The organism is Pseudomonas sp. R1-15, from assembly GCF_051132085.1.
Classification (GTDB): domain Bacteria; phylum Pseudomonadota; class Gammaproteobacteria; order Pseudomonadales; family Pseudomonadaceae; genus Aquipseudomonas.
Window position 1 is genome coordinate 999199 of record NZ_CP071660.1, and the last position, 24436, is coordinate 1023634.

Below are 24436 nucleotides of genomic sequence, written 5' to 3' on the forward strand. Positions count from 1 at the left end.
TTGGCTGCTACGAAGTAGCCCTGCTTGCCGCGAGCGTAATCGATACGGACTCGGCGAAGCGCAAGGCGTGGGGCTTGTCGACTTCGACTTCGGCGTACAGCACTGAATCGTTGGCCATGACCAGGTCGAGCAGTTCCTGGGTGAGGCGTTCGAGCAGGGCGAAGCGGTTGCCTTCCACGTGGGCGATGATCGCCTTGGTGATGGTGCGGTAGTTCAGCGCGTGGTCGATGTCATTGTCGCGCACTGCCTCTTGGGCTGCGTAGAGGATGGTCAGGTTGATCAACACATCCTGTTTGTTGAGGATCTCGTCCTCGTTGATGCCAATGAACGTACGCAGGCGCAGGTCCTTGACCTTGATGCGCGCCATGGCGGGCTGAAGTTGTGGCATTTATTGGCTCCGTCGAATCAATTGCAGGAACTCCTGGCGCGTGGTGCTGGACTCGCGAAAGGCGCCGAGCATCACCGAGGTGTTCATCGTCGAGTTCTGTTTTTCGACACCGCGCATCATCATGCACATGTGCTGGGCTTCTATCACCACCGCAACGCCGGCGGCCTGGGTGACCTGCTGCACCGCGTCAGCGATTTGCCGGGTGAGGTTTTCCTGGATCTGCAGGCGACGGGCGAACATATCCACCAGCCGGGCGATCTTCGACAGCCCCAGGACCTTGCCCGTAGGAATATAAGCCACATGGGCCTTGCCGATGAAGGGCAGCAGGTGATGTTCGCACAATGAATAGAGTTCGATGTCGGCAACGATCACCATTTCATCGCTGTCGGAGGCGAACAGGGCGCCGTTGACGATCTGTTCGATGCTCTGTTCATAGCCATGGCAAAGGTACTGCATGGCCTTCGCGGCCCGCACCGGTGTATCAAGCAGGCCTTCGCGTTCCGGGTCTTCGCCCAGGCCGATCAGGATCTCGCGGTAATGCTCGGGCGACAGGGCCATTGCGCTTCCTCGGAACAGGATTATTTGATGTGCCGCCCACCGTTGACGGTCAGGGTCGTGCCGGTGACGTAGGGGTTGTCCAGCAGATAACGCAGGCTCTGGTAGATCACTTCACTGCCCGGCTCGAAACCCAGCGCGGATTTGGCCAGGGCCTTGGCCCGATAGGCTGCATCGTCGTCGGGATTGAACAGTAGCAGGGCCGGGGCGATACCGTTGACCTTGATGGCGGGTGCGTATTTCGCCGCGAAAGAAAGCGTGAGGCTTTCCAGGCCAGCCTTGGTGGCGCAATAGGCGATGTGCTTGCTGCTGCCCTTGCGCGTCACGTCATCACTGATGTGCACGATATCCGCCGGCACCGAGCGCCGCAGCAGCTCGGCGCACTGCAGGTTGATCAGGTAAGGCGCGAGCATGTGCACGCCAAACATCGCGCCGAAGGCGGCCGCCTCATCGCCTGGGGTTTCGGCCAGCCAGGCCGAGGCGTTATGCACAATGGCGCGTAGCTGGTCGGTGTGCTGCTTGAGTTGTTCGATGAAGGCGAGGATTCCCGCTTCACTGGAAAAGTCAGCAAACAGCATCGTGGCCCCTGAGTCCCGTAGCGTCTGCACGCCCGGGCGTTCGGTGCGATAGGTGGCGATGACCGGTTGCCCGTCTTCCAGCAACCGACGGGCGCAGTGCAGGCCGACACGCTGGGCTGCGCCGGTGATGAGGATCGGAGCGGTAGGCATGGAGCGGCTCGGTTTGCGGCGGAAGCAAAACTATAACAGTGCCGGATGCCGTGTACCTATTGGCAACCGATCCAGTGAATGCATTGCCAATTTCACCGTGGGAGCGAGCCTGCTCGCGAAGGCGTTGGTCCAGCTGGATTCAATTTGGCTGGCACGCCGCTTTCGCGAGCAGGCTCGCTCCCACAGGGACACCTCTTGAAGCTGATGGCATGCTGTATCAATGATTCTGCGTCGCCGGCACTGGTCGTTGTGGTGCGCCAGCGAGCCAGTTCGCCAGCAAGTGGGTCGATAACGGGATAAACAGATAAACCATCAACGGCGTCAGGATGAGCGTGCTGATCAGCACCCGGCTCAACATGCCCAGTTCACCCAGTAATGGCCCCAGCAGGAAATTGAACAACAACGAAACCGGAAAAAACGCCAGCCAGATAGCCACCGCCTGTTTCCAGCGCGGCGGGCGCTGGTTGACGGCGCCGAACCAACCGTCGATGCCCCGCACTCGATGTTCGGAGGGATGGGCAAACAGCTCGCTGCCGCGTCCCAGCCAAGCCGTGCGCGAGGCCGAATGTTCCCATGCATGCAGGGTCTGCTCATCGGCGAAACGGAAGATGATCTGGAATTCGTCGTCTTCGGGCGGCGGCGCAAGTACGCCTGAGCCCAGGTAGCCGGGGAAGTCGGTCGCCAATTGCTCGCCTTCGCGCAACCAGGCGATCAGGTCCTGATAGCGGCCATTGGCGACGCGGCGGGCAACCATCAACGTGACGGGTGAGGCAGACATTTTGTATCTCCATGTTACGGCTGCGGCACTCCGGGTAGGAGATTCGCTTGAAGAACGGCCCCAGGGTAAGGGGCGGCGTTCGATGCCTGAAGGCAAGCAAGGATTATTCCTTGTAGCGCAAAAAACAACAAATTCGAATATGGTTCGCCATCTCCCTTGTAAAGACATCCCCGGTGAGGAGTAAACTGGGTTCCAATTGGAGCCGGGTAAGCCTTCGGAATGAGCGTGATCATCGAAGAGAACCTTGCGTTTCAGGCCGCCATGGCTTTGAAAAGCGAGGAGTTGTTTCCCATCCGCGAAGTGGCGCGGGTGACTGGCGTGAATCCGGTGACCTTGCGCGCGTGGGAGCGGCGCTACGGCCTCATCCAGCCCACACGCACCGAAAGCGGGCACCGCCTGTATTCATTGAGCGATATCGAAAAGGTTCGCAGCATTCTCGGCTGGATCGAACGCGGGGTAGCGGTGAGCAAGGTGGGAAAGATTCTCGCCAGGACCGAGTCGGTGCAGCCAGCCTCCAGGTTCATTTCGCCCGATCTGGTGCGCGCCGATTACGCCCAGTGGCAACAGCTCGTGGCTGAAGCAGTCGGCAACTTTGACGATGTGGAGCTGGATCGGGTCTATGGACAGATTTTTTCCAGCTATACGGCACCGATCGTCTTCCAGGACATCCTTATGCCGCTCTGGCGAGCATTGCTCCAACGCCAGCATGAGTTCGGACAGACCAGTGAGTGGCTGTTTTTAGACGGTTTCTTGCGCTCGCGTGTCTTGCAACGACTCTTGCTGAAGCGCGACACTTCGTCGCGCCGAGTCCTGGTCAGCGCCATAGCCGGCCAATGCCGGGAATTGGAGTTGCTGGTCACGACGCTGTTCATCTCCAGGACCGAGGTGGGTGTCAGGGTCATGACTGTCGGCCAACCCTTTGACGAATTGACCCTGATTTGCCAGAAGATCAAGCCTTTGGCGCTCGTGCTGGTTTCCAATCATGCGCCGGCCGCGGAGCTGCCCAAGCGGCTGAACAGGTTGGCGATGAGCCTCGATTGCCCGGTCATGCTCGCCGGCGATGCATCAGACCTGGCGCAGGAAAGCCTGGCGGGCTCTTCAATTGCCTGCCTGGGAAATGAAGGCATGCTGATGCGCCAGCGCTTGCGTCAATTTCTGGCGGGCAACCTGGACACTTGAATGGCTTGCTAGGGTTTGTACGAAAAGTCGCGCAGGCACTTTTCGTAAAAAGCCTAGAGGTGCATCGCCGGATGGGTCAGACGATGTTGCTGGAGGATGTACTGACGCAGGCGCTCGGTTTCGTCCTGGTCATGCTGATTCAGATGGTAGGCATACAGGCCCTGATCGGTTTCCCGTTCGAACGTACCGCGAAGCGAAATTCTCTCGTAGCCTGAAGGGCTGAACCACAACGCGAACTGTTTTGGCGGTTTGGTGCGGTTGCGAATCTCCAGCAGAACGCCCTTGCAAGAGACCTCGTGCACCCATAAAGGACCTGGCTGACCCTTGGCATTTTCCAGCGCAACCGGTGCCTCGAGCGTCAGGCGCCATGGGCGCACCTTAGGTCCGTCCTCATAGATACTCGGCACACCCAGGCGCAGGTGCATGGCATGGAATTCGTCTTCCACCAGATGCAACGGAAAGGTCATCTGCTGGTTTTCGAAATTGGCTTGTAACGTGACCTGCTCGTTTGCCGCCAGGCGCGTCAAAAGATCACGGATCTGCGACCCACCGTTTACCAGCAAGCTCGACGTGACATCCCGCTCGTTCAAATGCGGGCTGTGCTGCATGGTCCGGATGAAATCCAGCTCATCCTGGGTAAGAAGGGCGTCGCGCTGCATACAGTGCTCGAAAAATATGTGCGAGTTCACGGGTGATTGTAGTGACTGACCATTAATTCGCCGTTTTGTTTGCGCCGTTCGTCGCATCCAGGCGCGCAATGGTCTCCCGTGCTTCAGCCAACTCCTTTTCAAGCTGGGCGATTCGCTGTTGAGCTTTCACCTGGATTGTCACGTCCTTCTGCACACCGACGAAATAAGTGTGCCCGTCAGCCTGGTTTTTCACGGTCGACAACGACAGCTCATTCCAGAACGGCGTGCCGTCCTTGCGATAGTTGCGAAGGACCTGTCGGCATGATCCGCCTTGCTTCAAGGCCATGCGGATATGCGCCAGGGCCGGTTGATCGCGATCGCCGGACTGCAGGAAACGGCAGTCCTGGTAGAGGATCTCGTCGCGGCTGTAGCCGGTCAGCCGTTCAAACGCCGGGTTTACATAAATCAGGATATTGTCTTCGTCGCCTTCCTTTTCGGCGATGACGATCCCGTCGTTCGAAGCGCTGATCACCAATTGCATCAAGTGAGCATTAATCATGAAGCCTCCAGCAATGGTCATCCCTGCGTGCGCTGCATTCTAGAAGAACCCTGGGAGATGTCCACTTGCCATTATCGGTTGTTGAGAATCAATCCCGGCATCACTGTTCAGCCTGCTACCATTGCGGCTCTTTATTCCGCTTCAGGATCAGATTGATGAAAGTCGCCATCCTTTCCGGCTCCGTATACGGCACCGCCGAAGAAGTCGCCCGGCATGCCGCCAAATTGCTTGATGACGCCGGTTTCCAGACATTCCACAATCCGCGGGCAACCCTGGCGGATATCCAGGCGTTTGGCCCGCAGGCGTTGCTGGCCATAACGTCCACTACCGGCATGGGCGAGCTGCCGGACAACCTGATGCCATTGTATTCGACGATTCGCGACCAATTGCCCGCGTCGTTTCGCGGCCTGCCCGGTGCGGTGATCGGCCTCGGGGATGCCAGCTATGGCGATACGTTCTGCGGTGGTGGCGAGCAGATGCGCGAATTGTTCGCCGAGCTGGGCGTCCACGAGGTGCTGGCCATGTTACGCCTGGACGCCAGTGAGAGTGTGACGCCGGAAAGCGATGCCGAGCCCTGGCTGGGCGACTTGATCGCTGCATTGCGCCATTGATGGAGGAGCGGCCGGCACTGATCGCGGATGTTCGCCTGATGACCCGCTCGGTCAGTAAGCTGGCTGCCAATGCAACTACCGGCCCTGGCGGAGCTGACTAGACTGGTTTTCTGTTCATGGAGGTTGGATACGCCTCCACCATAACAAGAAGCCAGAGGTCATAACCGTGAGCGTGACGCCCATTCAATCGACACCCGGCATCAAGGACCAGGTCAGCGCCGCGGAATGGCAAACCCGCGTCGATCTTGCCGCCTGTTACAGGCTGGTCGCGCTGCACGGCTGGGACGATCTGATCTTTACCCATATCTCCGCCAAGGTCCCCGGCACCGAAGATTTCCTGATCAACCCGTTCGGGTTGATGTTCCATGAAATCACCGCGTCGAGCCTGGTCAAGGTCGACCAGGCCGGCAACAAGCTGATGCCCAGCCCCTATGAGATAAACCCGGCGGGTTACACCATTCACAGTGCGGTGCACGAGGTGCGGCACGATGTGATGTGTGTGTTGCACACCCACACGGCCGCCGGTGTCGCGGTATCGGCGCAAAAACAGGGCGTGCTGCCGATCAGCCAGCAATCGCTGTTCGTGCTGTCGAGCCTGGCGTATCACCCTTACGAAGGGGTCGCCCTCAATCCTGAAGAGAAGGCCCGCCTGCAAGCGGACCTGGGCGACAGTAATTTCCTGATGCTTCACAACCACGGCCTGCTGACCTGTGGCGGCACCATCGCCGATACCTTCCTGATGATGTTCATTTTCCAGCGAGCCTGTGACATCCAGGTTCTGGCGCAGACCGGCGGCGCCGAGTTGATCGCCATCGAGCCTCAGGTGCTGGCCGGTGCCCGGGCGATGGTTGCCGGGGTGACCCGAAGCGCCCAAGGCATGGGGGGCGCGCTGGCCTGGCCGGCATTGCTGCGCAAACTCGATCAGCAAGATCCGGGTTATAAAAGCTGATGCCCATGGTCCAGATTCCGCTGCGTATCTGGCGCCAGCGCGGACAGACCTTCATGTTTCGGGGTCACGCTATCCGCTATTGGGTGGCGGGCCACGGCGAGCCTCTGCTGTTGATCCACGGGTTCCCGACCGCCAGTTGGGACTGGCATTACCTGTGGCAGCCGCTGGCACAGCGTTACCGGGTGATCGCCTGCGACATGCTCGGTTTCGGTGACTCCGATAAACCCGTGGATCACGCCTATAGCCTGTTGGAGCAGGCCGATCTGCAGCAAGCGTTGCTGACGCATTTGAATGTGACGCAGGGAGTTCATGTGCTGGCCCACGATTATGGCGACAGCGTGGCCCAGGAGTTGATTGCCCGGCACAGCGAGGCGCGCGCCGACGTCGCCAGTTGTGTCTTTCTCAATGGTGGACTGTTCCCCGAGACCCATCGTCCGGTGCTGATGCAAAAGTTGCTGCTCAGCCCCTTGGGGTGGCTGATAGGCCGGGCCTTCTCCAGGGACGGGCTGGTGAAGAGTTTCCAACGGATTTTCGGCCCCAGGACCTGCCCGACCGAAAGCGAGATGGATGATTACTGGAGCCTCGTCGAAACCCATCACGGGCCCCGGATCATGCACAAACTCATCGCCTATATTCCCGAACGACGGGTGCAACGCGACCGTTGGGTGCAGGCGATGCAGCGTGGCGAAGTGCCGTTGCGGGTCATCGACGGGGCAATCGATCCGATTTCCGGTGCGCACATGGTGGCGCGTTACCGAGCCTTGATTCCGAACGCCGACACGGTGCTGTTGCCTGACATTGGCCACTATCCACACACCGAGGCACCTGTTCAGGTACTCAAGCATTACCTGGCATTTCGCGAAATCATCGCGGCGCCGATCAGGCAAATGGCCTGTTCATGACCGATTGCCTGGCATCATCCCCTCACCTTATCGCCCACCATTCACTCTGAGCCCAGTTGATTGTGGCCTGCCGACTTGTGCCGGACACTCGTGCCAATGTCCTATCGGCCTGCTGGAGTTCTGCCCATGAGTGAATCTGTGCGCTTCGAAGATAAAGTCGTGATCGTCACGGGAGCCGGCGGCGGCCTTGGCCGCGCTCATGCGCTGCTGTTTGCCCGGCAGGGCGCACGCGTGCTGGTGAACGATCTCGGCGGCTCAGCGCAGGGGGAGGGCGCCAACGCCTCGGCAGCGGATCGGGTGGTGGCTGAAATCCGTGCCGCCGGTGGTATTGCCGAAGCCAATCATGACTCGGTCACTGACGGCGACAAGCTTGTGCAAAACGCCCTCGACGCGTTCGGCAGGGTGGATGTGGTCGTCAATAATGCCGGTATCCTGCGCGACAAGACCTTCCATAAGATGGACGATGCCGACTGGGACCTGGTTTACCGTGTCCATGTCGAAGGTGCCTATAAAGTCACCCGCGCCGCCTGGCCGCACCTGCGCGAGCAGAACTACGGACGAGTGATCTTCACCGCCTCCACGTCCGGCATCTATGGCAACTTCGGCCAGTCCAACTACGGCATGGCCAAGCTTGGCCTGTACGGCCTCACTCGCACCCTGGCTATCGAAGGTCGCAAGAACAACATCCTCGTCAACGCCATCGCCCCCACCGGCGGCACCCGTATGACTGAAGGCCTGATCCCGCCGCAGGTATTCGAACAACTCAAACCTGAACTCGTCAGCCCGCTGGTCGTGTACCTGGCCAGCGAAGCCTGCCAGGAAACTTCCGGATTGTTCGAAGTAGGCGGCGGCTGGATGGGCAAGGTGCGCTGGGAGCGCAGCCTCGGTGCCGGCTTTGATCCGCGCGAGGGGTTTTCACCCGAGGACGTCGCCGCTCACTGGCAGCAGATTTGCGACTTCGAAAACGCAGGCCACCCGAACGACAACCTGGAAGCTTTGAAAGAGATGATGGCGAACCTGCAGCGTCACGCCATTTGAATCGCATCCCTGGGCACGCGAGCGCCAGACGCGGCAACGTGCTCAGGGGAAGTACTTCTGCACCAGGGCCGCGAGATTCGCGGCGGTCTCCATGTCCATCACACCGTCATGTTTCGCCGGGCGAAAATGCAGCTGGAAGGCGCGGACCAGGCGTTGGAACCCGGTACTTGTTGACGCAGCCGAGGTGTCATAACCGTATCGCTTGAACCACCCGATCAGTTGTTCGCGAGGGGGAACTCCATCGGCTTGGTATGCCTGTATAAAAGTTTCTTGCGTGGCGTCATCAAACCAGGCGCCGATACCCTTGAGATACAACGCATGCCACGGAAACATCGGGCCAGGATCACTCTTGCGCCCGGCGGCGATATCCGAATGCCCCACCACGTTTACCGGACTGATTTCCGGATAGCGTTTGAGGATATCCGTTGCCAGGTATTCGATCGCCTCGATTTGCTGGGGCGCATAAGGCGGAAAGGTAAATTGCCCTTGGTGGTCCGTCGCCAGATTGACGATTTCGACGCCGATCGAAGTATCGTTCAGGTTGCTGCGATTACCCCAACTGCTCACTCCGGCGTGCCAGGCCCGCTGGCGCTCGTCCACCAGATTGAAGATCTGCGGCTCCTCGAAGCCCGCCTTCAAATAGGTAGGGTCGGCAAAATCCGGGATGAGGTAATGAGCACTCACGGACGGGCCGGTCAAAGCGTTTATCGAAGAGGCGAAGTTGCCCGCGGTGTAATGGAAGACTAGAAAGCGAACGCGACTGTTGTAGCCTTTTTTTGAACGATGGGTTGTGTTGTTTATTAGCATTATCAAATAACTCACTGGTTAATAATCGAAGCGAAGCGCTGCGATTGAATTTCAGCGTAACAGTGGATATTTGAGGTGTACGTAGTTGGCTTCTGGCTTTGTTGTAGGAAGAGACGGCAAAAAATAGTGTCGTTAAAGTTTCATCGGTAAATATTGCTCAAGTTATGTAGGAAACAAGAAAGTCTCCCCGCGGAAATAACCCGGAAATAAAAAAGGCCGCTGCAAAACGCAGCGGCCTAAACGTGACGTTGTAAAGGAGCTACAAATCAACGTCAGTGGACACGGGGACGATGGATTGATGCGCAATCCATCCGAATGACGGTGCGCCAGGCGCGAGGGACGCCTGGCGGCTTGCGCTTGCAGGCCCGTTGTCCTGCAAGCCCGGCCAGCATAGGGATTGGACGTTTTCGGAAACAGCCCGGATCCCGACATGCACTGTTGCAGTGCATGCAACAGTGCAAAAGCAGCGATGAAAATGCACGCCGTTGATAACCTCTCATCCAGTCCATTCATGCACCACGCAAAGGCCCGGCCCGCAAGGGCTGTCATCCTTTGGAGGTACATCGCGAATACCCCCTTGGTGCGCTTATCGCCCATGACGTGGGGCAGTAGGGTGGAGGCTCTGTCACTCACCGGGGAAGACGCATGACAACAATAACAATGCGCGCCATCTTCAAGCCGCAGGCGCTGGCCGTCGCGGTGGCCTTGGGTTGCTGTGCCCAGGCGCAGGCCGTTTCATTCAACATTGGCGAAATCGAGGGGCAGTTCGACTCCTCGCTGTCGGTTGGCGCGAGCTGGGGCATGCGCGATGCCGACAGGGATCTGGTCGGCACCGTCAATGGCGGTACGGGCCAGTCTTCCACCGGTGACGACGGCCGATTGAATTTCAGGAAAGGCGAGACCTTCTCGAAAATCTTCAAGGGCCTCCACGACCTCGAACTCAAGTACGGCGACACCGGCGTGTTTGTCCGTGGCAAGTATTGGTACGACTTCGAGCTCAAGGACGAAAACCGCGAGTTCAAGGACATCAGCGACAGTAACCGCAAGGAGGGCGCCAAGTCGTCGGGGGCGCAGATCCTCGATGCCTTCGTCTATCACAATTATTCCATCGCCGATCTGCCGGGCACGGTACGCGCCGGCAAGCAGGTGGTCAGTTGGGGCGAAAGTACCTTCATCGGCAACTCCATCAACAGCATCAACCCGGTGGACGTGTCCGCGTTCCGTCGCCCGGGTGCGGAGATCAAGGAAGGCCTGATCCCGGTCAACATGCTGTTCGCCTCCCAGGGCTTGACCGACAAGCTCACCGTCGAAGGTTTCTACCAACTGGAGTGGGACCAGACGGTTGTGGACAACTGCGGCACTTTCTTCGGTAACGATGTGGTCGCCGACGGTTGCACCGATGGCTATACCGTAGGCAGCCCGGCGATTGCGCCGTTCGTGCCGTTGACCACCGCGTTCGGCCAGGGCATCCAGGTGACCAGCGAAGGCGTGGTCATTCCCCGTGGCGGTGACCGCGATGCGCGGGACTCCGGCCAGTGGGGCACGGCGTTGCGCTGGCTCGGCGATGACACCGAGTACGGCCTGTACTTCATGAATTACCACAGCCGCACGCCGACCGTTGGCACCACTACGGCGGGGCTCTCTACGCTGGCTGCGCTGCCGCGGATGGTCGCGACTGCAAACGCCATCGCCCCTGGCAGCGGCGCGGGCCTGGCGCAAAGCGTGATGTTGGGGCGCGGTGGGTATTACCTCGAATACCCTGAAGACATCCGCCTGTACGGCGCCAGTTTCTCCACCACGTTGCCGACTGGCACGGCGTGGACCGGCGAAATCAGTTACCGCCCCAATGCACCGGTACAGGTCAATACCAACGACCTGACCCTGGCCTTGGTGAACCCGATCGCCGGAGGCGCCGCGTCACCGATCGCCACTTCGCCGGGCGCGGACAACACTGGTTACCGCCGCAAGGAAGTGACCCAGGTCCAGAGCACCCTGACGCACTTCTTCGACCAGGTGCTGGGCGCCGATCGTCTGACCGTGGTCGGTGAGGCCGCAGTCGTGCATGTCGGCGGTCTCGAATCGAAGGACGAGCTGCGTTATGGACGCGATTCGGTCTACGGCCAGTACGGCTTCAACGGCGACACCGACGGTTTTGTCACCTCGACCTCCTGGGGTTATCGCGCCCGGGCGATTCTCGACTATTCCAACGTTATCGGCGGAGTGAACTTCAAGCCCAACCTATCCTGGTCCCATGACGTGGCCGGCTATGGACCCAACGGTTTGTTCAACGAAGGCGCCAAGGCGGTCAGCGTGGGCGTCGATGCCGATTACCGCAACACGTACACCGCCAGCCTGAGCTACACCGATTTCTTCGGCGGCGATTACAACGTTCTCGAAGACCGCGACTTCCTCGCGCTGAGCTTCGGCGTGAACTTCTGATCTGGCTGACAAGGAAAACCCAATGCGCAAGATGATCCTGCAATGCGGTGCCCTGGCCCTGAGCCTGCTGGCCGCGAACGTGATGGCGGCAGTCTCGCCGGAGGAAGCCAACAAACTGGGCACCAGCCTCACCCCGCTGGGCGCGGAAAAGGCTGGCAACGCCGATGGCTCGATCCCGGCCTGGACCGGCGGTATCCCGAAGAACGCCGGTGCCGTGGACAGCAAAGGCTTCCTCGCCGACCCGTTCGCCAGTGAAAAACCGCTGTTCACCATCACCGCCTCGACCGTGGACAAGTACAAGGACAAACTCTCCGAAGGCCAGGTCGCGATGTTCAAGCGCTACCCGGAAACCTATCGGATCCCGGTCTACCCGACCCACCGCAGCGTTGGCCTGCCGCCGGAGATCTATGAGGCGGCCAAACGTAGCGCACTGAACGTGAACGCCATCAACGACGGCAACGGCCTGGCCAACTTCACTGGCAACCGCTACTACGCGTTCCCGATTCCCAAGACCGGCGTGGAGGTGCTGTGGAACCACATCACCCGCTACCACGGCGGCAACCTGCGGCGTGTCATCACCCAGGCCACACCGCAGACCAACGGCAGCTTCACGCCGATCCGCTTCGAAGAAGAGATCGCCGTACCGTTCCTGATCAAGGACGCCGATCCGGAAAAAGCCAGCAACGTACTGACTTATTTCAAGCAAGAGGTGACGGCCCCGGCGCGCCTGGCCGGTAACGTGTTGCTGGTGCATGAAACGCTCGACCAGGTGACGGAGCCGCGTCTGGCATGGATCTACAACGCCGGCCAGCGTCGCGTGCGTCGTGCCCCGCAAGTGGCCTATGACGGCCCGGGCACCGCTGCCGACGGCTTGCGTACTTCCGACAACTTCGACCTGTTTTCCGGCGCCCCGGATCGCTACGACTGGAAGCTGGTGGGCAAGAAGGAAATGTACATCCCTTACAACAGCTACAAACTCGATTCACCGAGCCTCAAATACGATGACGTGATCAAGGCCGGGCACATCAACCAGGACCTGACGCGTTACGAGTTGCACCGGGTCTGGGAAGTAGTGGGTACGGTCAAGCCCAGCGAGCGGCACATCTACGCCAAGCGCCACATGTATATCGATGAGGACAGCTGGCAAGCGGCACTGGTGGACCACTATGACGGGCGCGGCCAGTTGTGGCGCGTGGCCGAAGGGCATGCCCAGTTCTATTACGACCATCAGAACCCGGGCTACACACTCGAAGCGCTCTACGACATCATCGCTGGCCGCTACATTGCCCTGGGGATGAAAAACGAAGAGAAGCACGCCTACGTCTATGGGTTCGAGGCTCGGGCAGCCGACTACACGCCGGCAGCGTTGCGGTCGAGCGGGGTTCGCTAGATCGTCTTGGCAAAATACCCGTGGCGAGGGAGCTTGCTCCCGCTGGGCCGCGAAGCGGCCCCAAAGCCCTCCAGACTCTGAGCAAAACCAATGACCGACAGCTGAGCTGCCGGTCATTTTTTTATGAGCAGCAATCAGCGCGCTGAATATTTCTCCTAAGGTGCTCGACACAGGTCTAGGGTGATGGAACAACAATAAAAGGGACCTTGCACAATGACCGCCATGACCCCGTGTCCGGACCGTCCCGGGCTGCTGCCGCGCCTGTCTTCGACGCATGTGCCACGCCGGTCCTTGAGCGAGTCGTTGCTGGCTTCCGAGGCGCGGGTAAAGCTGCTTTACGCACCGGCGGGCAGCGGCAAGAGCGCGTTGTTCGCTGAATGTTTCCTGCAAGCGCCCCCGGGCTGCCGGCTGCATTGGCTGCCGCTGGGGGGCGCGGCGATGGATGTCGCGCAATTCTGTGAGTGCCTGGCCCAGGCCCTCGGATTGCCGGTGGTCGATGAGGCGAGCCTGTTGGCTCACCTGGCACGGTTGCAAACCCCGACATGGTTGTTTCTGGATGATTATTGTCGGGTGCCCAATCCGGCACTCGACCAATTGCTCGACCGCTTGCTGAACACCAGCAGTCCGGCGCTGCATCTGTGGCTCAATGGGCGTCGCCGCCCGCACTGCAATTGGCCGCGCCTGTTGCTGGACGACGAGCTGCACGAGTTCGATGCGCAAGCCCTGGTTTTTACCGCCGAGGATGTTCAGCAATTGCTCGGGCATTTGCCCGGCCCACTGGCAGCACGCACCGCCCGCGAGGTGGTTCAGCGCAGTGGTGGCTGGTGTGCCGGGGTGCGCTTTGCCTTGCTCGAACGTTGCGAGTGGGCGCGAAGCAACGCTTCGTCGGGGCGTGCCGGAACTTTGCCCGACTACCTCGAGTATGAATTGTTTGGCGCCTTGTCCCCGGAGCTGGCGCAGGCCTGGCGCGTGCTGGCGCATTTGCCGCGCTTCAATGCGCGGCTTTGCGAACATCTGTTCGGCGATACGGTGGGGGCCGAATGCCTTCCCTTGCTGCTGGACCTGGGATGCTTCATCGAGCCGTGGGCGCAGTCTTCGGAATGGATGCAGATTTTCCCTCCGCTGGCCCGCCTCGTGCGTGACGAGCCCTGGCCCCAGGCGCGCTCCTGGCACCGGCGGGCCTGCCAATGGTTCGCCGCCGAGCAGGATTGGCCGATGGCATTCGAACAGGCCATGCAAGCGGGGGAGTTCGAGACGGCCGTGAGTGTCCTCCAGCATCTGAATTTCGAGCATGTCTTGCAGGGCAACAACGTCCAGCTGTTATTGAGCCTGCATGACCAGCAGGACGAGGCGTTGTCCCTCGATACGCCGCAATCGGTGGGGCTGGTTACCGCAGCCTTGCTCTGCGCCGGACGTTTCGCCGAGGCCGAGCGGTGCATCGAGCAATTGGGCAGGTTCGCGCCACAGCCGCTCGCCTGCCGGCAGCGAGAACTGATTGCCCGCTGGCAGGTCTTGCGTGGTTGGCTGCTGCATCTGGACGGCGAGGGCGAACCGGCGCGTGAGCATTTCCTTCAGGCCGAAGCCGGCCTCGAACCGTACGCCTGGGCCCTCAAGGTGCTGTGCCTGATCGGCCAGACGCAGCAGGCACTGCTCAAAGGTGAGCTGGCGTCCGCGCAATGGATCAACCGTCAGGCGCTGTGCCTGGCCCGGGCTCATGGCTCGCTGGTGTTCGAAGGATTGCTGGAACTGGATCACGCCCAAGTGCTTGAGCAACGCGGCGCGCCCCATCGGGCGGATCATTTGTTGAGCGCCGTCCAGGTGCTGCTCGACAGGCCAGGCCAGGATTTTTCCGCGTTGCTGGGACGTATCGCCCTGCGACGTGGGCGCCTGGCGTTACGCATGGGAGCTGACGAGCAGGCTGCCGAACACTTTCAGGCCGGCCTGGAGGCGGGCCTGCGCAGCCAGGACAAACAAGTGCTCTACGGCTTTCTCGGCAAGGCTTGCCTGGCGGCCAACCGGGGTGACTATGGCGAAGCCTTCATGCAGCTGCGCGACGCCGAGCGGATCATGCAGCAGCGACACATCCCCGACACGGTCTATCGCGGCGTGCTGCTGCAAACCAGCTGTCAATTCTGGTTGCAGCAAGGGCGCCCGGAACTTGCCCATGAAGTCTTGACCCGGGTCTTGCGGCATTTCCACGGGCCGCAGGCCAAGCAGGCGCCGCCAGCCACCCTGGAACTGATTGCGCGCCTCGAGTATCTGCTGGTGCTGGCCGAGGTCTACCTGCATCGGGCGCATGAGCCGCAGGCTCGCCTGCAGGCGATGATCGCCCAGGCACGACAGCGCGAAATGCACGCATTGGAAACGGAGTTGCAGTTGGCGCTGGCGGAGGTCGTCTGGTTGTCCGCCGATCGCACCTCTCTTGGCTCGATCGCGCCGGAGGCGCTCAAGCAAGTGGCCTGTTGGCGGGCGCAGCAAGCCTTGGGTGAGCTGCGTATGCGCCAGCCTGAACTGGTGCACTGGATGCAATCTCAGGAGCGGATCGAGCTGCCGGGACGCGCGGTGGAAGAAACGCTGCTCAGCCAGCGCGAACTGGAAGTACTGGAACTCATTGCCCAGGGCCATTCAAACCAGCAGATCGCCGAGCGCCTGTTCATCTCGCTGCATACGGTGAAAACCCATGCGCGGCGGATCCATAGCAAGCTGGGCGTACAGCGGCGGACACAAGCGGTCGCAAAAGCGAAAAACATGGGCGTGATGAGTTAGCGAATATCTTGCTGGGCTCACGACCCTGAGTCATACCCCATTCGCCGGCTCACGGCCCGGGTCGCGGTCAACAGGCGCTGCGCCGCCGGGCCGTTTTCGTCGGCGTGGAACAGCGATGTCGGACCCACAATGGTCATGACTGCCGCCACCTGGCCCATGGCGTTGAAAACCGGTGCGGACAAGGCATCAATGCCGGGCATCAACAAGCCATGCACATGGTGCAGGCCGCGACTGCGGATCTGCCCCTGCAAGGCGGCATAGACATTGTCATCGGCCAAGGCGTGGTCAGTGGCGTCGCGCACCTCCTGTTCGCGCAGCTCGATGGTTTCGCGCTCCGGCAGGTAGGCACTGAAAACCAATCCCGTGGATGAGCTGAGCAACGGCAGGACCGAGCCCAGTTGCGTCACCACGGTCACGGCCCGCACGGCGGGTTCGATCCGCACGACGGTCGCGCCGTGATTGCCCCACACCGCGAGAAAACAGGTTTCGTTCAAGTCGTCGCGCAGTTCGGCCAAGGGCAGGGCGGCCACTTGCAGCACATCCATGCCGTTGAGCGCCGCCAGCCCTACGCGCAAGGCTTCGCGGCCCAAACCGTAGTGGTTGGTTGCGCTGTTCTGTTCGGCGAAGCCACTCGCGATCAGGGCTTGCAGGTAACGATGAACCTTGCTGGCCGGCATCTGTACGTGTTCGGCCAGGCGTGACAGCGAGGTGGAAGGGGACAACTCGGCCAAGGCCTTGAGGATGTCGGTGCCGACCTCAGCGGAGCGGACTTTCTGTTTACCGTTGCTGGGCGGGTTTTCCATGGAGGTTCTGGTCCGGAAGCGAATGGGCGTCTTTATAGCTTGACGGTGGTCGCCGAGCAAATTACGTTATGCGTAATCGAATTACGATAAAAATAACCCGGTGCGCCCAGGCTCCTCCACAGAGCGACGGGACGCATCCAGTCCTGTATTCAGGAGGCTCCATGAACCTCGATTCCACGGCGTCGGACCTGGCTTACCAGTCTGGCTTCGGTAACGAATTCGCCAGCGAGGCGCTGCCCGGCGCACTGCCCGTTGGCCAGAACTCTCCGCAGAAAGCCCCGTACGGCCTGTACGCCGAACTGTTTTCCGGCACCGCCTTCACCATGGCCCGCAGCGAAGCGCGGCGAACCTGGATGTACCGCATCCGTCCTTCGGCCAACCATCCGGCCTTCGCCAGGTTGGAACGGCAATTGGCCGCAGGCCCGCTGGGCGAGGTGACACCCAATCGCCTGCGCTGGAGCCCATTGCAGATCCCCACCGAGCCCACCGATCTGATCGACGGCCTAATCCACATGGCGGCCAATGCCGGTGCGGACAAACCCGCCGGTATCAGCATCTATCACTACTGCGCCAACCGCTCCATGGAGCGTGTATTTTTCAATGCCGATGGTGAGTGGCTGATCGTGCCGCAACTGGGGCGGCTGCGCATCGCCACTGAGCTGGGTGTGCTGGAAGTGGCTCCGCTGGAAATCGCCGTGCTGCCTCGGGGGCTGAAATTTCGCGTCGAACTGCTCGACGCGCAAGCCCGCGGCTACATCGCCGAGAACCACGGGGCGCCGTTGCGCCTGCCAGACCTCGGGCCGATCGGCAGCAATGGCCTGGCCAATCCAAGGGATTTCCTGGCCCCCGTCGCCCATTACGAAAACCTCGTGCAACCGACCACGCTGGTACAGAAGTTCCTCGGTGAACTGTGGGCCTGCGAGCTGGACCATTCGCCGTTCGACGTGGTGGCCTGGCACGGCAACAATGTGCCGTACAAATACGATCTGCGGCGATTCAACACGATCGGCACGGTCAGCTTCGACCACCCCGATCCGTCGATTTTCACCGTGTTGACGTCGCCGACCAGTGTCCATGGCCTGGCGAATCTCGATTTCGTGATTTTCCCGCCGCGCTGGATGGTGGCGGAAAACACCTTCCGTCCGCCGTGGTTCCATCGCAACCTGATGAATGAATTCATGGGCCTGATCCAGGGCGCCTACGATGCCAAGGCCGAGGGCTTCCTGCCGGGCGGCGCGTCGCTGCACAGTTGCATGAGCGCCCACGGCCCGGATGGCGAGACCTGCACCAAGGCGATCAATGCCGAGCTCAAGCCAACAAAAATCGACAACACCATGGCCTTCATGTTCGAGACCAGCCAAGTGCTGCGTCCCAGCCGTTTCGCCCTGGACTGCGCACAATTGCAAACTGACTACGACGCCTGCTGGGCCTCGCTGCCGGTCACTTTCGACCCGACCCGGAGATAACCCATGACCCAAGTTTCCCCTACCCTCAGCTGGGTTGTTTGCGCTAATGGTCATCCCGACTTCCCGCTGCAGAACCTGCCGCTGGGCATCTTCAGTGTCGCTGGCGAAGCTCCCCGTAGCGGCGTGGCGATTGGTGAGCGAATCTTCGATCTGCAGGCCGCGTTGCAAGCGGGACTGTTCGACGGCAAGGCGGCCGAAGCCGTCGAGGCCATGCAGGGCGGCCAGTTGAACGCCTTTTTCGACCTCGGCCGCGAAGCCCGGGTTGCCCTGCGCGAAAGATTGCTCGAACTGTTGCGCGAGGACAGCCCCCAGCGGGACGCGATCCAGGCCCAGGGCGCGCGGTTGCTGCCGCTGGCGGCGGACTGCCAGATGCACCTGCCGGCGAAAATCAATGACTACACCGATTTCTACGTAGGCATCGAGCACGCGCAGAATGTCGGCAAGCTGTTTCGGCCGGACAATCCGCTGCTCCCCAACTACAAATACGTTCCCATCGGTTATCACGGTCGGGCTTCGACGGTTCGCCCGTCCGGTACCGATGTGCGCCGTCCGCAAGGCCAGACGCTGCCGCCCGGCCAGGCCGAACCGATCTTCGGCCCGTGCGCGCGGCTGGATTATGAGCTGGAGCTGGGTATCTGGATCGGCAAGGGCAACGCCCTGGGCGAGCCCATTGCCATCGGCGATGCGGCCGAGCACATCGGCGGTTTCTGCTTGCTCAACGATTGGTCGGCCCGGGATATCCAGGCCTGGGAATACCAGCCGCTGGGGCCTTTCCTGTCGAAAAGTTTCCTCACCAGCGTATCGCCGTGGGTGGTGACGGCCGAGGCTCTTGAGCCGTTCCGTCGCCCGCAGCCGGCACGCCCGGAAGGCGACCCCCAGCCGCTGCCGTATCTGCTGGACAAGCGTGACCAGGCTGGCGGAGCCTTTGATATCGAACTGGAAGTCCTGCTGCTGACCGAATCCATGCGCGAGCAGGGCCTGGCGCCTCATCGCCTGACCTTGAGCAACACCCGGTACATGTATTGGACCGTGGCGCAGATGGTCGCGCACCACAGCGTCAACGGTTGCCAATTACAGGCCGGCGATCTGTTTGGCTCGGGCACATTGTCAGGGCCTGAAAATGGTCAGTTCGGCAGCCTGCTGGAAATCACCGAGGGCGGTAAAAAGCCGATCGAACTGGCGTCCGGCGAAATCCGCAAATTTCTCGAAGACGGTGACGAAATCATCCTGCGCGCCCGTTGCGGCCGCGAAGGTGCCGCCTCCATCGGTTTCGGCGAATGCCGCGGCAAAGTCTTGCCGGCGCATTGAGGGGGCGGCATGGAGCTTTACACCTACTACCGTTCCACGTCGTCTTACCGGGTGCGCATCGCGCTGACGCTCAAGGGCCTGGATTACCGGGCCCTGCCGGTCAACCTGATCGCGCCGCCCGGGGGCGAACATCGCCAGCCGGCCTACCTGGGGATCAATCCCCAGGGGCGGGTACCCGCGCTGCGTACCGATGAGGGCGCTTTGCTGGTCCAGTCTCCGGCGATCATCGAGTACCTGGAGGAACGTTATCCACAGGTGCCGTTGCTCAGCCGTGACCCCGTGCTTCGCGCACATGAGCGTGGCGTGGCCGCACTGATCGGCTGCGACATCCATCCACTGCACAATGTCAGCGTGCTCAACAAGCTCAGGCAGTGGGGCCACGACGAAGCGCAGGTGACGGAGTGGATCGGGCACTGGATCAGCCAAGGGCTGGCAGCGGTGGAGCAGCTGATTGGCGAAGACGGCTATTGTTTCGGCGCGGCGCCAGGCCTGGCGGACGTTTACCTGATCCCGCAGCTGTATGCGGCCGAGCGCTTCAATGTGTCGTTGCAAGAGTATCCACGAATCCGCCGGGTGGCGGCGTTGGCGGCAGCCCATGCGGCGTTCCAGCAAGCGCATCCGGCGAGTCAGCCTGATACTCCCTGAGTCGCCCCTGTGGGAGCGAGCCTGCTCGCGAAGGCGGTGGGTCAGACGCTCTGATAGTGAGGCCGCCTGCTTCATCGCGAGCAGGCTCGCTCCCACAGGGTGTGTAATGGGCCGCCGGGGCTCAATGCACAATCGTATTTGGCGGCAGATGCCCCAATCGCTCGGTCAGCCGGATCCGCTGGATCGGGTCATCACTGAGCATCAATGCATGTTCGAGATCGAAACGTTCGGCGTTGGGGCAATCGAGTCGCTGGTAGAGGCTGGCGCGGGCCAGGTAGTCGGCGGCGCTGGCGTTACCCAATTCCAGCACCCGTTCGGCATCGACCAGCGCGGCGATGTAGTCGTCGTTGGCCAGATGCAGTTGCCTGAGATTGCGCGACAGCCGCTGGAGCATTTGCATCGGCTCGGCGCAGACCATGTGCTCGGCCTTGAGCGGCAGGTTCGCGCCGTATTGGCGATGCAGCAAGTCCCGGCAGTCATTGGGGTACAAGCGGCGACCGCCGCAGGGGTCGAGCAGGTGGTCCGCGCCAGGTACGCGCAGCAGGAAATGGCCGGGGAAATTGACGCCGGTCATCGGGATTTCCAGGCCCTTGGCCAGTTCCAAGGCTATCAGGCCCAAGGCCAGCGGTTGCCCTCGCTTGCGGACCAGGACCTTGTCCAGCAGCGCCGCGCCAGGCCGTAGCGGCGTAGCGTCGTCCTGGGCGAAACCCAGATCATTGAGGCGTCGAAGCAGGGGCTGGCCCAATTCGCTGACAGGCAGCATCGGCAGGCCGTGGCTGACTTTCTGCTGCAGCTCCCTGAAATCCTTCAATAACGCTGGCACGTCCACTTCACGATCATGCTCGGCGGCGATCCACAGGGCTGCTTCGAGCAGTGCGGGTGGCGAGCGGTGCAGACAGTCAAAAAAGGCTTGGCGCGGTTTCATCACAGTCTCCGGACTATGCCTCGTTTTAGCTCTGCCGCGAGGTTTCGTCCAGTCTCGCAAAGAGGGGGTAGCCGGTTATGCCGAAAAGACTGACGATCATGCGGCGTTATTCCGGCGTGCTCCTGCAAATTTCGATTGCGCGCCTATACTGGCGAGACAGACAAAAAAGTGATTCGGGAGCCTGTCGATGTTTGCTCTCATGCAAAGCTCCCGCCTTGAATCGCTGCACTTGAGCGTAGACCCGGCAACCGGGTTGAAGGCGGTGATTGCCATTCATTGCAGCCGTCCTGGGCCTGCACTGGGTGGCTGTCGTTATCTTTCCTACCCCGACGACGAAAGTGCCGTGGCCGACGCCGTGCGCCTGGCCCAGGGCATGAGCTACAAGGCTGCGCTGGCCGGCCTGCCCGTGGGCGGGGGCGTGGCGGTCATCATGCGTCCGGCACACGTCGAGAGCCGTGCGGCGCTGTTCGAAGCCTTCGGCCGCTGCATCGAGCAACTGGATGGTCGCTACATTACCGCCATCGACAGCGGCACATCGGTGGCGGACATGGACTGTATCGCCCAGCAGACTCGTCATGTCACCAGCACCACTGCCGCGGGAGACCCGGCGCCCCATGCGGCCATGGGGGTGTTCGCCGGGATCCGCGCCACGGCCATGGCTCGCCTGGGCAGCGACAACCTGGAAAGCCTGCGGGTGGCCATCCAGGGCTTGGGCAATGTCGGTTATGCGCTGGCTGAGCAACTGCATGCGGCGGGCGCCGAACTGCTGGTCAGCGATATCGACCCCGGTAAAGTGCAACTGGCGATGGAGCAACTGGGCGCCCATCCCATCGCCAACGACGCACTGCTCAGTACTCCATGCGACATCCTGGCTCCCTGCGGCCTCGGCGGGGTACTCAACAGCCAGAGCGTGGCGCAACTGCGCTGCTCGGCCGTTGCCGGCTCGGCGCATAATCAGTTGAGCAACCTGCAAGTCGCCGACCAGTTGGAAAGACGCGGGATCCTCTATGCACCGGACTACGTGATCAATTCCGGCGGCCTGATCTATGTTGCCTTGAAACACCGCGGCGAAGAGCTGCCGACCATCACGGCGCATCTCGCCAAGATCGGTGCCCGGCTCACGGAAGTCTTCGCCCACGCCCAGGCCGAAAAACGCTCACCGGCCAGGGTGGCTGACGAGCTCGCGGAGCGTCTGTTGTACCGATAAAAAAAGATCGCAGCCTCCGGCAGCTCCTACACCGTTTAGGAGCTGCCGAAGGCTGCGATCTTTTTGATCATTCGTCCGACGGATTGAGCAGTTCGGACAACGCGTCTGGCTGGCTCTTGAATGCCTTGGCGAACACATCGCGATTCTTCGCCATGTAGATGCCGGCTTCCTCCACCTGTTGTTCGCTCAGCGATGGAACGGCTTTTTGCAACACTTCGGCGAGCAATTCAGCGAGTTCCAGCATTTTGTCATGACGGTCAGCTTCGGCTTTATCCATGAACAATCGCTCCAGATCTCGGCTGCTGCGGTATACCACTTCGACGGCCATTCACCACCTCACATGCCTTCACATTGGTTTTGTCTGTGACTACTGTATTTATATACAGGCCAAAGGATAAGCGAATCCTGACGCTTTGAATAGTGGCTTTTTAATGTAGACCGGTTTCGAGGTTTGTCGCCCAAGACAAACGTGCCCGCGACGGGACCGCTGATGTCGCCAACGTGTCGAATGCCAGCCCGGTGCCATCTCACTGCGGTCGCTGGCCTTTTTTCTGCATGCAGAACAACCGTCACGTCCAACCCGCATCATCCGGTCGAGTCGACCTAAGGAAACTACATCGTGAAAATCAACTGGGCCGAGAACCTGCGCCAGAATGTCCACCAACTGGCCGAATCCCTGGGCAACCTGTTCGTCGAGACCTTCCATTACCTGGCGCTGTTCGCCATCGGTGCGGTGACGGCATGGGCCGCCGTGATGGAGTTCCTGCAGATGATCGAGGAGGGTCATATCAAGATCGACGACATCCTCCTGCTGTTCATCTACTTGGAGTTGGGGGCGATGGTCGGGATTTACTTCAAGACCAATCACATGCCGGTGCGATTTCTCATCTACGTGGCGATCACGGCGTTGACGCGCCTGCTGATTTCCAACGTCTCGCATCACAGCCCGCCGGACCTGGGCATCATCTACTTGTGCGGCGGCATCCTGCTGCTGGCGTTCGCGATCCTGGTGGTGCGCTACGCGTCTTCGCAGTTTCCCTCGGTGAAGATCGAACACCCGCACCGTAAGGTCGGCGCGGGTTCGAGCGAGCATGCCGAAGTGGAGAAGGGCGAAATCTAGAGACCGGCGGCGCTCGACGCCTGGCCCTGTGCCTGCGGTGGCGGCACCTTGATGTTGTCGCCGCCGGTCATGGCTTCGAGGATGGCCACGGCGCTGTGGCCCTGCTCGATGGCAATGCCGAATTGAATGCTCTGCACCAGGCGATTGAGCCGTTCCGGGTCGTTGCGTTGCTGCGCGCTGATCATGCGCTTGGCAACGACGCGCCCGGCCTTGGACAAGGTCAGCATGATGCTGCCGTCCAGGCCCTGGATGCTCAGGTTGATCTGGTATTGCGGCGCGAAGGCGTCCGTAATGATCTGAAAAGGGTTGTCCATGATGCGTCACCGCCTGATTGAACGTGCAGTTGTTGACCGGCCATGATCGGGATTAGTTCGCAACACCGGACCACCGGCCATTCCATGATCGTATCCATCGCCAGATTCCAGGGGCGGGCAGGCGGCTGACCGATTGATCGCAGCCCGCGGCGCCTCCTGCAAGGGAGGTAGCAAGGGGCATGCCGGAAAAACTGTCGGACAATGATCACGGCGCCTGGACGCGCAATGCTCTGGAATGCGGTTATGGCGGCAGCCCGTTTCGGGGCACTGGCGGGCCGATGTTCGCTGACGGTGCAGGGCACGCAGGCGGATTGGAATGAACAAGCGGGGCGAGACAACTCCCGACATTAACAGCGCTGTTGCTCGTTGTCCGGCTTTATTTGCAAATGAATATTTATCTTTTTTCGGGGGTTGAATTGTTCTTCCGCCAGCCCGACTCTGTACTCAAGGGGCCGTTGCGCTAACGTCGATTGGCTCCTGGCGAGCTAGCCGAAATAAGGGATGAACTATGCAAATCCAAGTCAACAGCGATAACCATATTCAAAGCAGCATCCGACTGGAGGAGTGGGTACGTACTACCATTGAAAGCACGCTCGAACGTTACGAAGAAGACCTGACACGGATCGAGGTTCATTTGGGGGATGAGAACGGCGACAAGCCCGGTCCCCATGATTTGCGTTGCCAACTTGAGGCTCGGCCAAAAGGCCACCAGCCAATTTCCGTAACGCACAAGGCCGAGTCGCTGGAACTTGCGATCGAAGGCGCAGCCACCAAGCTGGAACATAAACTGGAGCATCTGTTCGGCAAACTGCGCGGCAAGCGCGCCGCCACCAACGGCCAGACCGAGTCGATTGCACTGGCTGATGCCATGCTGGAAGAAGAATTCCTCGAGAACGAACGGGCTGCGCTTAACGGCTGAACCCGGTCACT

25 protein-coding genes are annotated in these 24436 nt (G+C 60.8%); 14 read left to right on the forward strand and 11 right to left on the reverse strand.

Features of this window, described 5'->3' with window-relative positions; genetic code table 11:
* Positions 1 to 7: 7 nt before the first annotated feature.
* From folX to J3P97_RS04285, 4 genes are all read right to left on the reverse strand, one after another.
* A complete protein-coding gene (folX, locus tag J3P97_RS04270; protein ID WP_434602843.1) occupies positions 8 to 388 on the reverse strand; it encodes a dihydroneopterin triphosphate 2'-epimerase in 381 nt (126 codons plus the stop codon).
* Positions 389 to 946: a GTP cyclohydrolase I FolE gene (gene folE, locus J3P97_RS04275; protein WP_434569779.1), complete on the reverse strand. Its 558-nt coding sequence runs from the start codon at positions 944 to 946 to the stop codon at positions 389 to 391.
* A gap of 20 nt (positions 947 to 966) precedes the next feature.
* Positions 967 to 1671 (reverse strand): dihydromonapterin reductase, encoded by a 705-nt coding sequence (gene folM, locus J3P97_RS04280; RefSeq protein ID WP_434569778.1) that lies wholly within the window; start codon positions 1669 to 1671, stop codon positions 967 to 969.
* Positions 1672 to 1888: 217 nt separating this feature from the next.
* Positions 1889 to 2449, reverse strand: a complete 561-nt coding sequence (locus J3P97_RS04285) for an antibiotic biosynthesis monooxygenase (protein ID WP_434569777.1) — start codon at positions 2447 to 2449, stop codon at positions 1889 to 1891.
* 219 nt (positions 2450 to 2668) lie between these two features.
* On the opposite strand from J3P97_RS04285, the gene J3P97_RS04290 reads away from it, so the two are divergent.
* Positions 2669 to 3628, forward strand: coding sequence for a MerR family transcriptional regulator (locus tag J3P97_RS04290; protein ID WP_434673552.1), 960 nt, complete (start codon positions 2669 to 2671; stop codon positions 3626 to 3628).
* A 53-nt stretch (positions 3629 to 3681) separates the two neighbouring features.
* Here J3P97_RS04290 and J3P97_RS04295 read toward each other — a convergent pair whose 3' ends face one another.
* Positions 3682 to 4287 carry a hypothetical protein gene (locus J3P97_RS04295; protein WP_434673553.1) on the reverse strand — a complete coding sequence of 202 codons (606 nt, stop codon included), beginning with the start codon at positions 4285 to 4287 and terminating at the stop codon, positions 3682 to 3684.
* Positions 4288 to 4339: 52 nt separating this feature from the next.
* Entirely contained in the window at positions 4340 to 4816 is a 477-nt protein-coding gene (locus J3P97_RS04300; protein ID WP_434673554.1) for a PAS domain-containing protein, read from the reverse strand.
* 155 nt (positions 4817 to 4971) lie between these two features.
* Between J3P97_RS04300 and J3P97_RS04305 the strand changes: the two genes are divergently transcribed.
* The 4 genes from J3P97_RS04305 (at position 4972) to J3P97_RS04320 (ending at position 8316) form a co-directional block, all read left to right on the forward strand.
* The gene (locus J3P97_RS04305; RefSeq protein WP_434673555.1) at positions 4972 to 5427 is read left to right on the forward strand and encodes a flavodoxin; all 456 of its coding nucleotides are present in this window, start codon (positions 4972 to 4974) and stop codon (positions 5425 to 5427) included.
* A 166-nt stretch (positions 5428 to 5593) separates the two neighbouring features.
* The gene (locus J3P97_RS04310) at positions 5594 to 6376 is read left to right on the forward strand and encodes a class II aldolase/adducin family protein (RefSeq protein ID WP_434569773.1); all 783 of its coding nucleotides are present in this window, start codon (positions 5594 to 5596) and stop codon (positions 6374 to 6376) included.
* Positions 6376 to 7278 carry an alpha/beta fold hydrolase gene (locus tag J3P97_RS04315; protein WP_434673556.1) on the forward strand — a complete coding sequence of 301 codons (903 nt, stop codon included), beginning with the start codon at positions 6376 to 6378 and terminating at the stop codon, positions 7276 to 7278. Before J3P97_RS04310 ends, J3P97_RS04315 begins: the two co-directional genes overlap by 1 nt.
* Before the next feature lie 126 nt (positions 7279 to 7404).
* On the forward strand, positions 7405 to 8316 hold the full coding sequence (locus J3P97_RS04320; protein WP_434673557.1) for an SDR family oxidoreductase: 912 nt from the start codon (positions 7405 to 7407) through the stop codon (positions 8314 to 8316).
* 42 nt (positions 8317 to 8358) lie between these two features.
* Here J3P97_RS04320 and J3P97_RS04325 read toward each other — a convergent pair whose 3' ends face one another.
* Positions 8359 to 9123, reverse strand: coding sequence for an N-acetylmuramoyl-L-alanine amidase (locus J3P97_RS04325; RefSeq protein WP_434673558.1), 765 nt, complete (start codon positions 9121 to 9123; stop codon positions 8359 to 8361).
* Positions 9124 to 9768: 645 nt separating this feature from the next.
* Here J3P97_RS04325 and J3P97_RS04330 point away from each other — a divergent pair.
* The 3 genes from J3P97_RS04330 (at position 9769) to J3P97_RS04340 (ending at position 15718) form a co-directional block, all read left to right on the forward strand.
* A complete protein-coding gene (locus J3P97_RS04330) occupies positions 9769 to 11562 on the forward strand; it encodes a DUF1302 domain-containing protein (RefSeq protein ID WP_434673559.1) in 1794 nt (597 codons plus the stop codon).
* Between the two features lie 22 nt (positions 11563 to 11584).
* Positions 11585 to 12952, forward strand: a complete 1368-nt coding sequence (locus J3P97_RS04335; RefSeq protein WP_434673560.1) for a DUF1329 domain-containing protein — start codon at positions 11585 to 11587, stop codon at positions 12950 to 12952.
* Positions 12953 to 13165: 213 nt separating this feature from the next.
* Complete coding sequence (locus J3P97_RS04340) at positions 13166 to 15718, forward strand: LuxR C-terminal-related transcriptional regulator (protein WP_434673561.1); 2553 nt, start codon at positions 13166 to 13168, stop codon at positions 15716 to 15718.
* 17 nt (positions 15719 to 15735) lie between these two features.
* Here the strand turns inward: J3P97_RS04340 and J3P97_RS04345 are convergent, their stop codons facing one another.
* Complete coding sequence (locus tag J3P97_RS04345) at positions 15736 to 16521, reverse strand: IclR family transcriptional regulator (protein ID WP_434569768.1); 786 nt, start codon at positions 16519 to 16521, stop codon at positions 15736 to 15738.
* A gap of 161 nt (positions 16522 to 16682) precedes the next feature.
* Here J3P97_RS04345 and hmgA point away from each other — a divergent pair, with 161 nt between their 5' ends.
* From hmgA to maiA, 3 genes are read left to right on the forward strand one after another with little or no spacing between them, the layout of a single operon-like run.
* A complete protein-coding gene (hmgA, locus tag J3P97_RS04350; RefSeq protein ID WP_434673562.1) occupies positions 16683 to 17987 on the forward strand; it encodes a homogentisate 1,2-dioxygenase in 1305 nt (434 codons plus the stop codon).
* Positions 17988 to 17990: 3 nt separating this feature from the next.
* Positions 17991 to 19295, forward strand: a complete 1305-nt coding sequence (fahA, locus tag J3P97_RS04355) for a fumarylacetoacetase (protein WP_434569766.1) — start codon at positions 17991 to 17993, stop codon at positions 19293 to 19295.
* 9 nt (positions 19296 to 19304) lie between these two features.
* The gene (gene maiA / locus J3P97_RS04360; protein WP_434673563.1) at positions 19305 to 19940 is read left to right on the forward strand and encodes a maleylacetoacetate isomerase; all 636 of its coding nucleotides are present in this window, start codon (positions 19305 to 19307) and stop codon (positions 19938 to 19940) included.
* A gap of 121 nt (positions 19941 to 20061) precedes the next feature.
* Here the strand turns inward: maiA and J3P97_RS04365 are convergent, their stop codons facing one another.
* The gene (locus tag J3P97_RS04365) at positions 20062 to 20865 is read right to left on the reverse strand and encodes a SirB1 family protein (protein ID WP_434602853.1); all 804 of its coding nucleotides are present in this window, start codon (positions 20863 to 20865) and stop codon (positions 20062 to 20064) included.
* A gap of 187 nt (positions 20866 to 21052) precedes the next feature.
* Between J3P97_RS04365 and J3P97_RS04370 the strand changes: the two genes are divergently transcribed.
* Complete coding sequence (locus J3P97_RS04370; RefSeq protein ID WP_434569763.1) at positions 21053 to 22072, forward strand: Glu/Leu/Phe/Val dehydrogenase dimerization domain-containing protein; 1020 nt, start codon at positions 21053 to 21055, stop codon at positions 22070 to 22072.
* Positions 22073 to 22139: 67 nt separating this feature from the next.
* Here J3P97_RS04370 and J3P97_RS04375 read toward each other — a convergent pair whose 3' ends face one another.
* Positions 22140 to 22400 carry a YebG family protein gene (locus tag J3P97_RS04375; RefSeq protein WP_003205410.1) on the reverse strand — a complete coding sequence of 87 codons (261 nt, stop codon included), beginning with the start codon at positions 22398 to 22400 and terminating at the stop codon, positions 22140 to 22142.
* Between the two features lie 291 nt (positions 22401 to 22691).
* On the opposite strand from J3P97_RS04375, the gene J3P97_RS04380 reads away from it, so the two are divergent.
* Positions 22692 to 23192 carry a phosphate-starvation-inducible protein PsiE gene (locus tag J3P97_RS04380; RefSeq protein WP_186611035.1) on the forward strand — a complete coding sequence of 167 codons (501 nt, stop codon included), beginning with the start codon at positions 22692 to 22694 and terminating at the stop codon, positions 23190 to 23192.
* Here J3P97_RS04380 and J3P97_RS04385 read toward each other — a convergent pair.
* A complete protein-coding gene (locus J3P97_RS04385; protein WP_434673564.1) occupies positions 23189 to 23506 on the reverse strand; it encodes a DUF3509 domain-containing protein in 318 nt (105 codons plus the stop codon). The two genes, J3P97_RS04380 and J3P97_RS04385, sit on opposite strands and share 4 nt — an antisense overlap.
* A 508-nt stretch (positions 23507 to 24014) precedes the next feature.
* Between J3P97_RS04385 and J3P97_RS04390 the strand changes: the two genes are divergently transcribed.
* The gene (locus J3P97_RS04390; RefSeq protein WP_434626030.1) at positions 24015 to 24425 is read left to right on the forward strand and encodes an HPF/RaiA family ribosome-associated protein; all 411 of its coding nucleotides are present in this window, start codon (positions 24015 to 24017) and stop codon (positions 24423 to 24425) included.
* Positions 24426 to 24436: the final 11 nt, after the last annotated feature.

Coding starts and splice junctions, on each gene's coding strand:
- folX (WP_434602843.1), bottom strand. CDS start 388: ATGCCACAACTTCAGCCCGCCATGGCGCGCATCAAGGTCAAGGACCTG.
- folE (WP_434569779.1), bottom strand. CDS start 946: ATGGCCCTGTCGCCCGAGCATTACCGCGAGATCCTGATCGGCCTGGGC.
- folM (WP_434569778.1), bottom strand. CDS start 1,671: ATGCCTACCGCTCCGATCCTCATCACCGGCGCAGCCCAGCGTGTCGGC.
- J3P97_RS04285 (WP_434569777.1), bottom strand. CDS start 2,449: ATGTCTGCCTCACCCGTCACGTTGATGGTTGCCCGCCGCGTCGCCAAT.
- J3P97_RS04290 (WP_434673552.1), top strand. CDS start 2,669: ATGAGCGTGATCATCGAAGAGAACCTTGCGTTTCAGGCCGCCATGGCT.
- J3P97_RS04295 (WP_434673553.1), bottom strand. CDS start 4,287: ATGCAGCGCGACGCCCTTCTTACCCAGGATGAGCTGGATTTCATCCGG.
- J3P97_RS04300 (WP_434673554.1), bottom strand. CDS start 4,816: ATGATTAATGCTCACTTGATGCAATTGGTGATCAGCGCTTCGAACGAC.
- J3P97_RS04305 (WP_434673555.1), top strand. CDS start 4,972: ATGAAAGTCGCCATCCTTTCCGGCTCCGTATACGGCACCGCCGAAGAA.
- J3P97_RS04315 (WP_434673556.1), top strand. CDS start 6,376: ATGCCCATGGTCCAGATTCCGCTGCGTATCTGGCGCCAGCGCGGACAG.
- J3P97_RS04320 (WP_434673557.1), top strand. CDS start 7,405: ATGAGTGAATCTGTGCGCTTCGAAGATAAAGTCGTGATCGTCACGGGA.
- J3P97_RS04325 (WP_434673558.1), bottom strand. CDS start 9,123: ATGCTAATAAACAACACAACCCATCGTTCAAAAAAAGGCTACAACAGT.
- J3P97_RS04330 (WP_434673559.1), top strand. CDS start 9,769: ATGACAACAATAACAATGCGCGCCATCTTCAAGCCGCAGGCGCTGGCC.
- J3P97_RS04335 (WP_434673560.1), top strand. CDS start 11,585: ATGCGCAAGATGATCCTGCAATGCGGTGCCCTGGCCCTGAGCCTGCTG.
- J3P97_RS04340 (WP_434673561.1), top strand. CDS start 13,166: ATGACCGCCATGACCCCGTGTCCGGACCGTCCCGGGCTGCTGCCGCGC.
- J3P97_RS04345 (WP_434569768.1), bottom strand. CDS start 16,521: ATGGAAAACCCGCCCAGCAACGGTAAACAGAAAGTCCGCTCCGCTGAG.
- hmgA (WP_434673562.1), top strand. CDS start 16,683: ATGAACCTCGATTCCACGGCGTCGGACCTGGCTTACCAGTCTGGCTTC.
- fahA (WP_434569766.1), top strand. CDS start 17,991: ATGACCCAAGTTTCCCCTACCCTCAGCTGGGTTGTTTGCGCTAATGGT.
- maiA (WP_434673563.1), top strand. CDS start 19,305: ATGGAGCTTTACACCTACTACCGTTCCACGTCGTCTTACCGGGTGCGC.
- J3P97_RS04365 (WP_434602853.1), bottom strand. CDS start 20,865: ATGAAACCGCGCCAAGCCTTTTTTGACTGTCTGCACCGCTCGCCACCC.
- J3P97_RS04370 (WP_434569763.1), top strand. CDS start 21,053: ATGTTTGCTCTCATGCAAAGCTCCCGCCTTGAATCGCTGCACTTGAGC.
- J3P97_RS04375 (WP_003205410.1), bottom strand. CDS start 22,400: ATGGCCGTCGAAGTGGTATACCGCAGCAGCCGAGATCTGGAGCGATTG.
- J3P97_RS04385 (WP_434673564.1), bottom strand. CDS start 23,506: ATGGACAACCCTTTTCAGATCATTACGGACGCCTTCGCGCCGCAATAC.
- J3P97_RS04390 (WP_434626030.1), top strand. CDS start 24,015: ATGCAAATCCAAGTCAACAGCGATAACCATATTCAAAGCAGCATCCGA.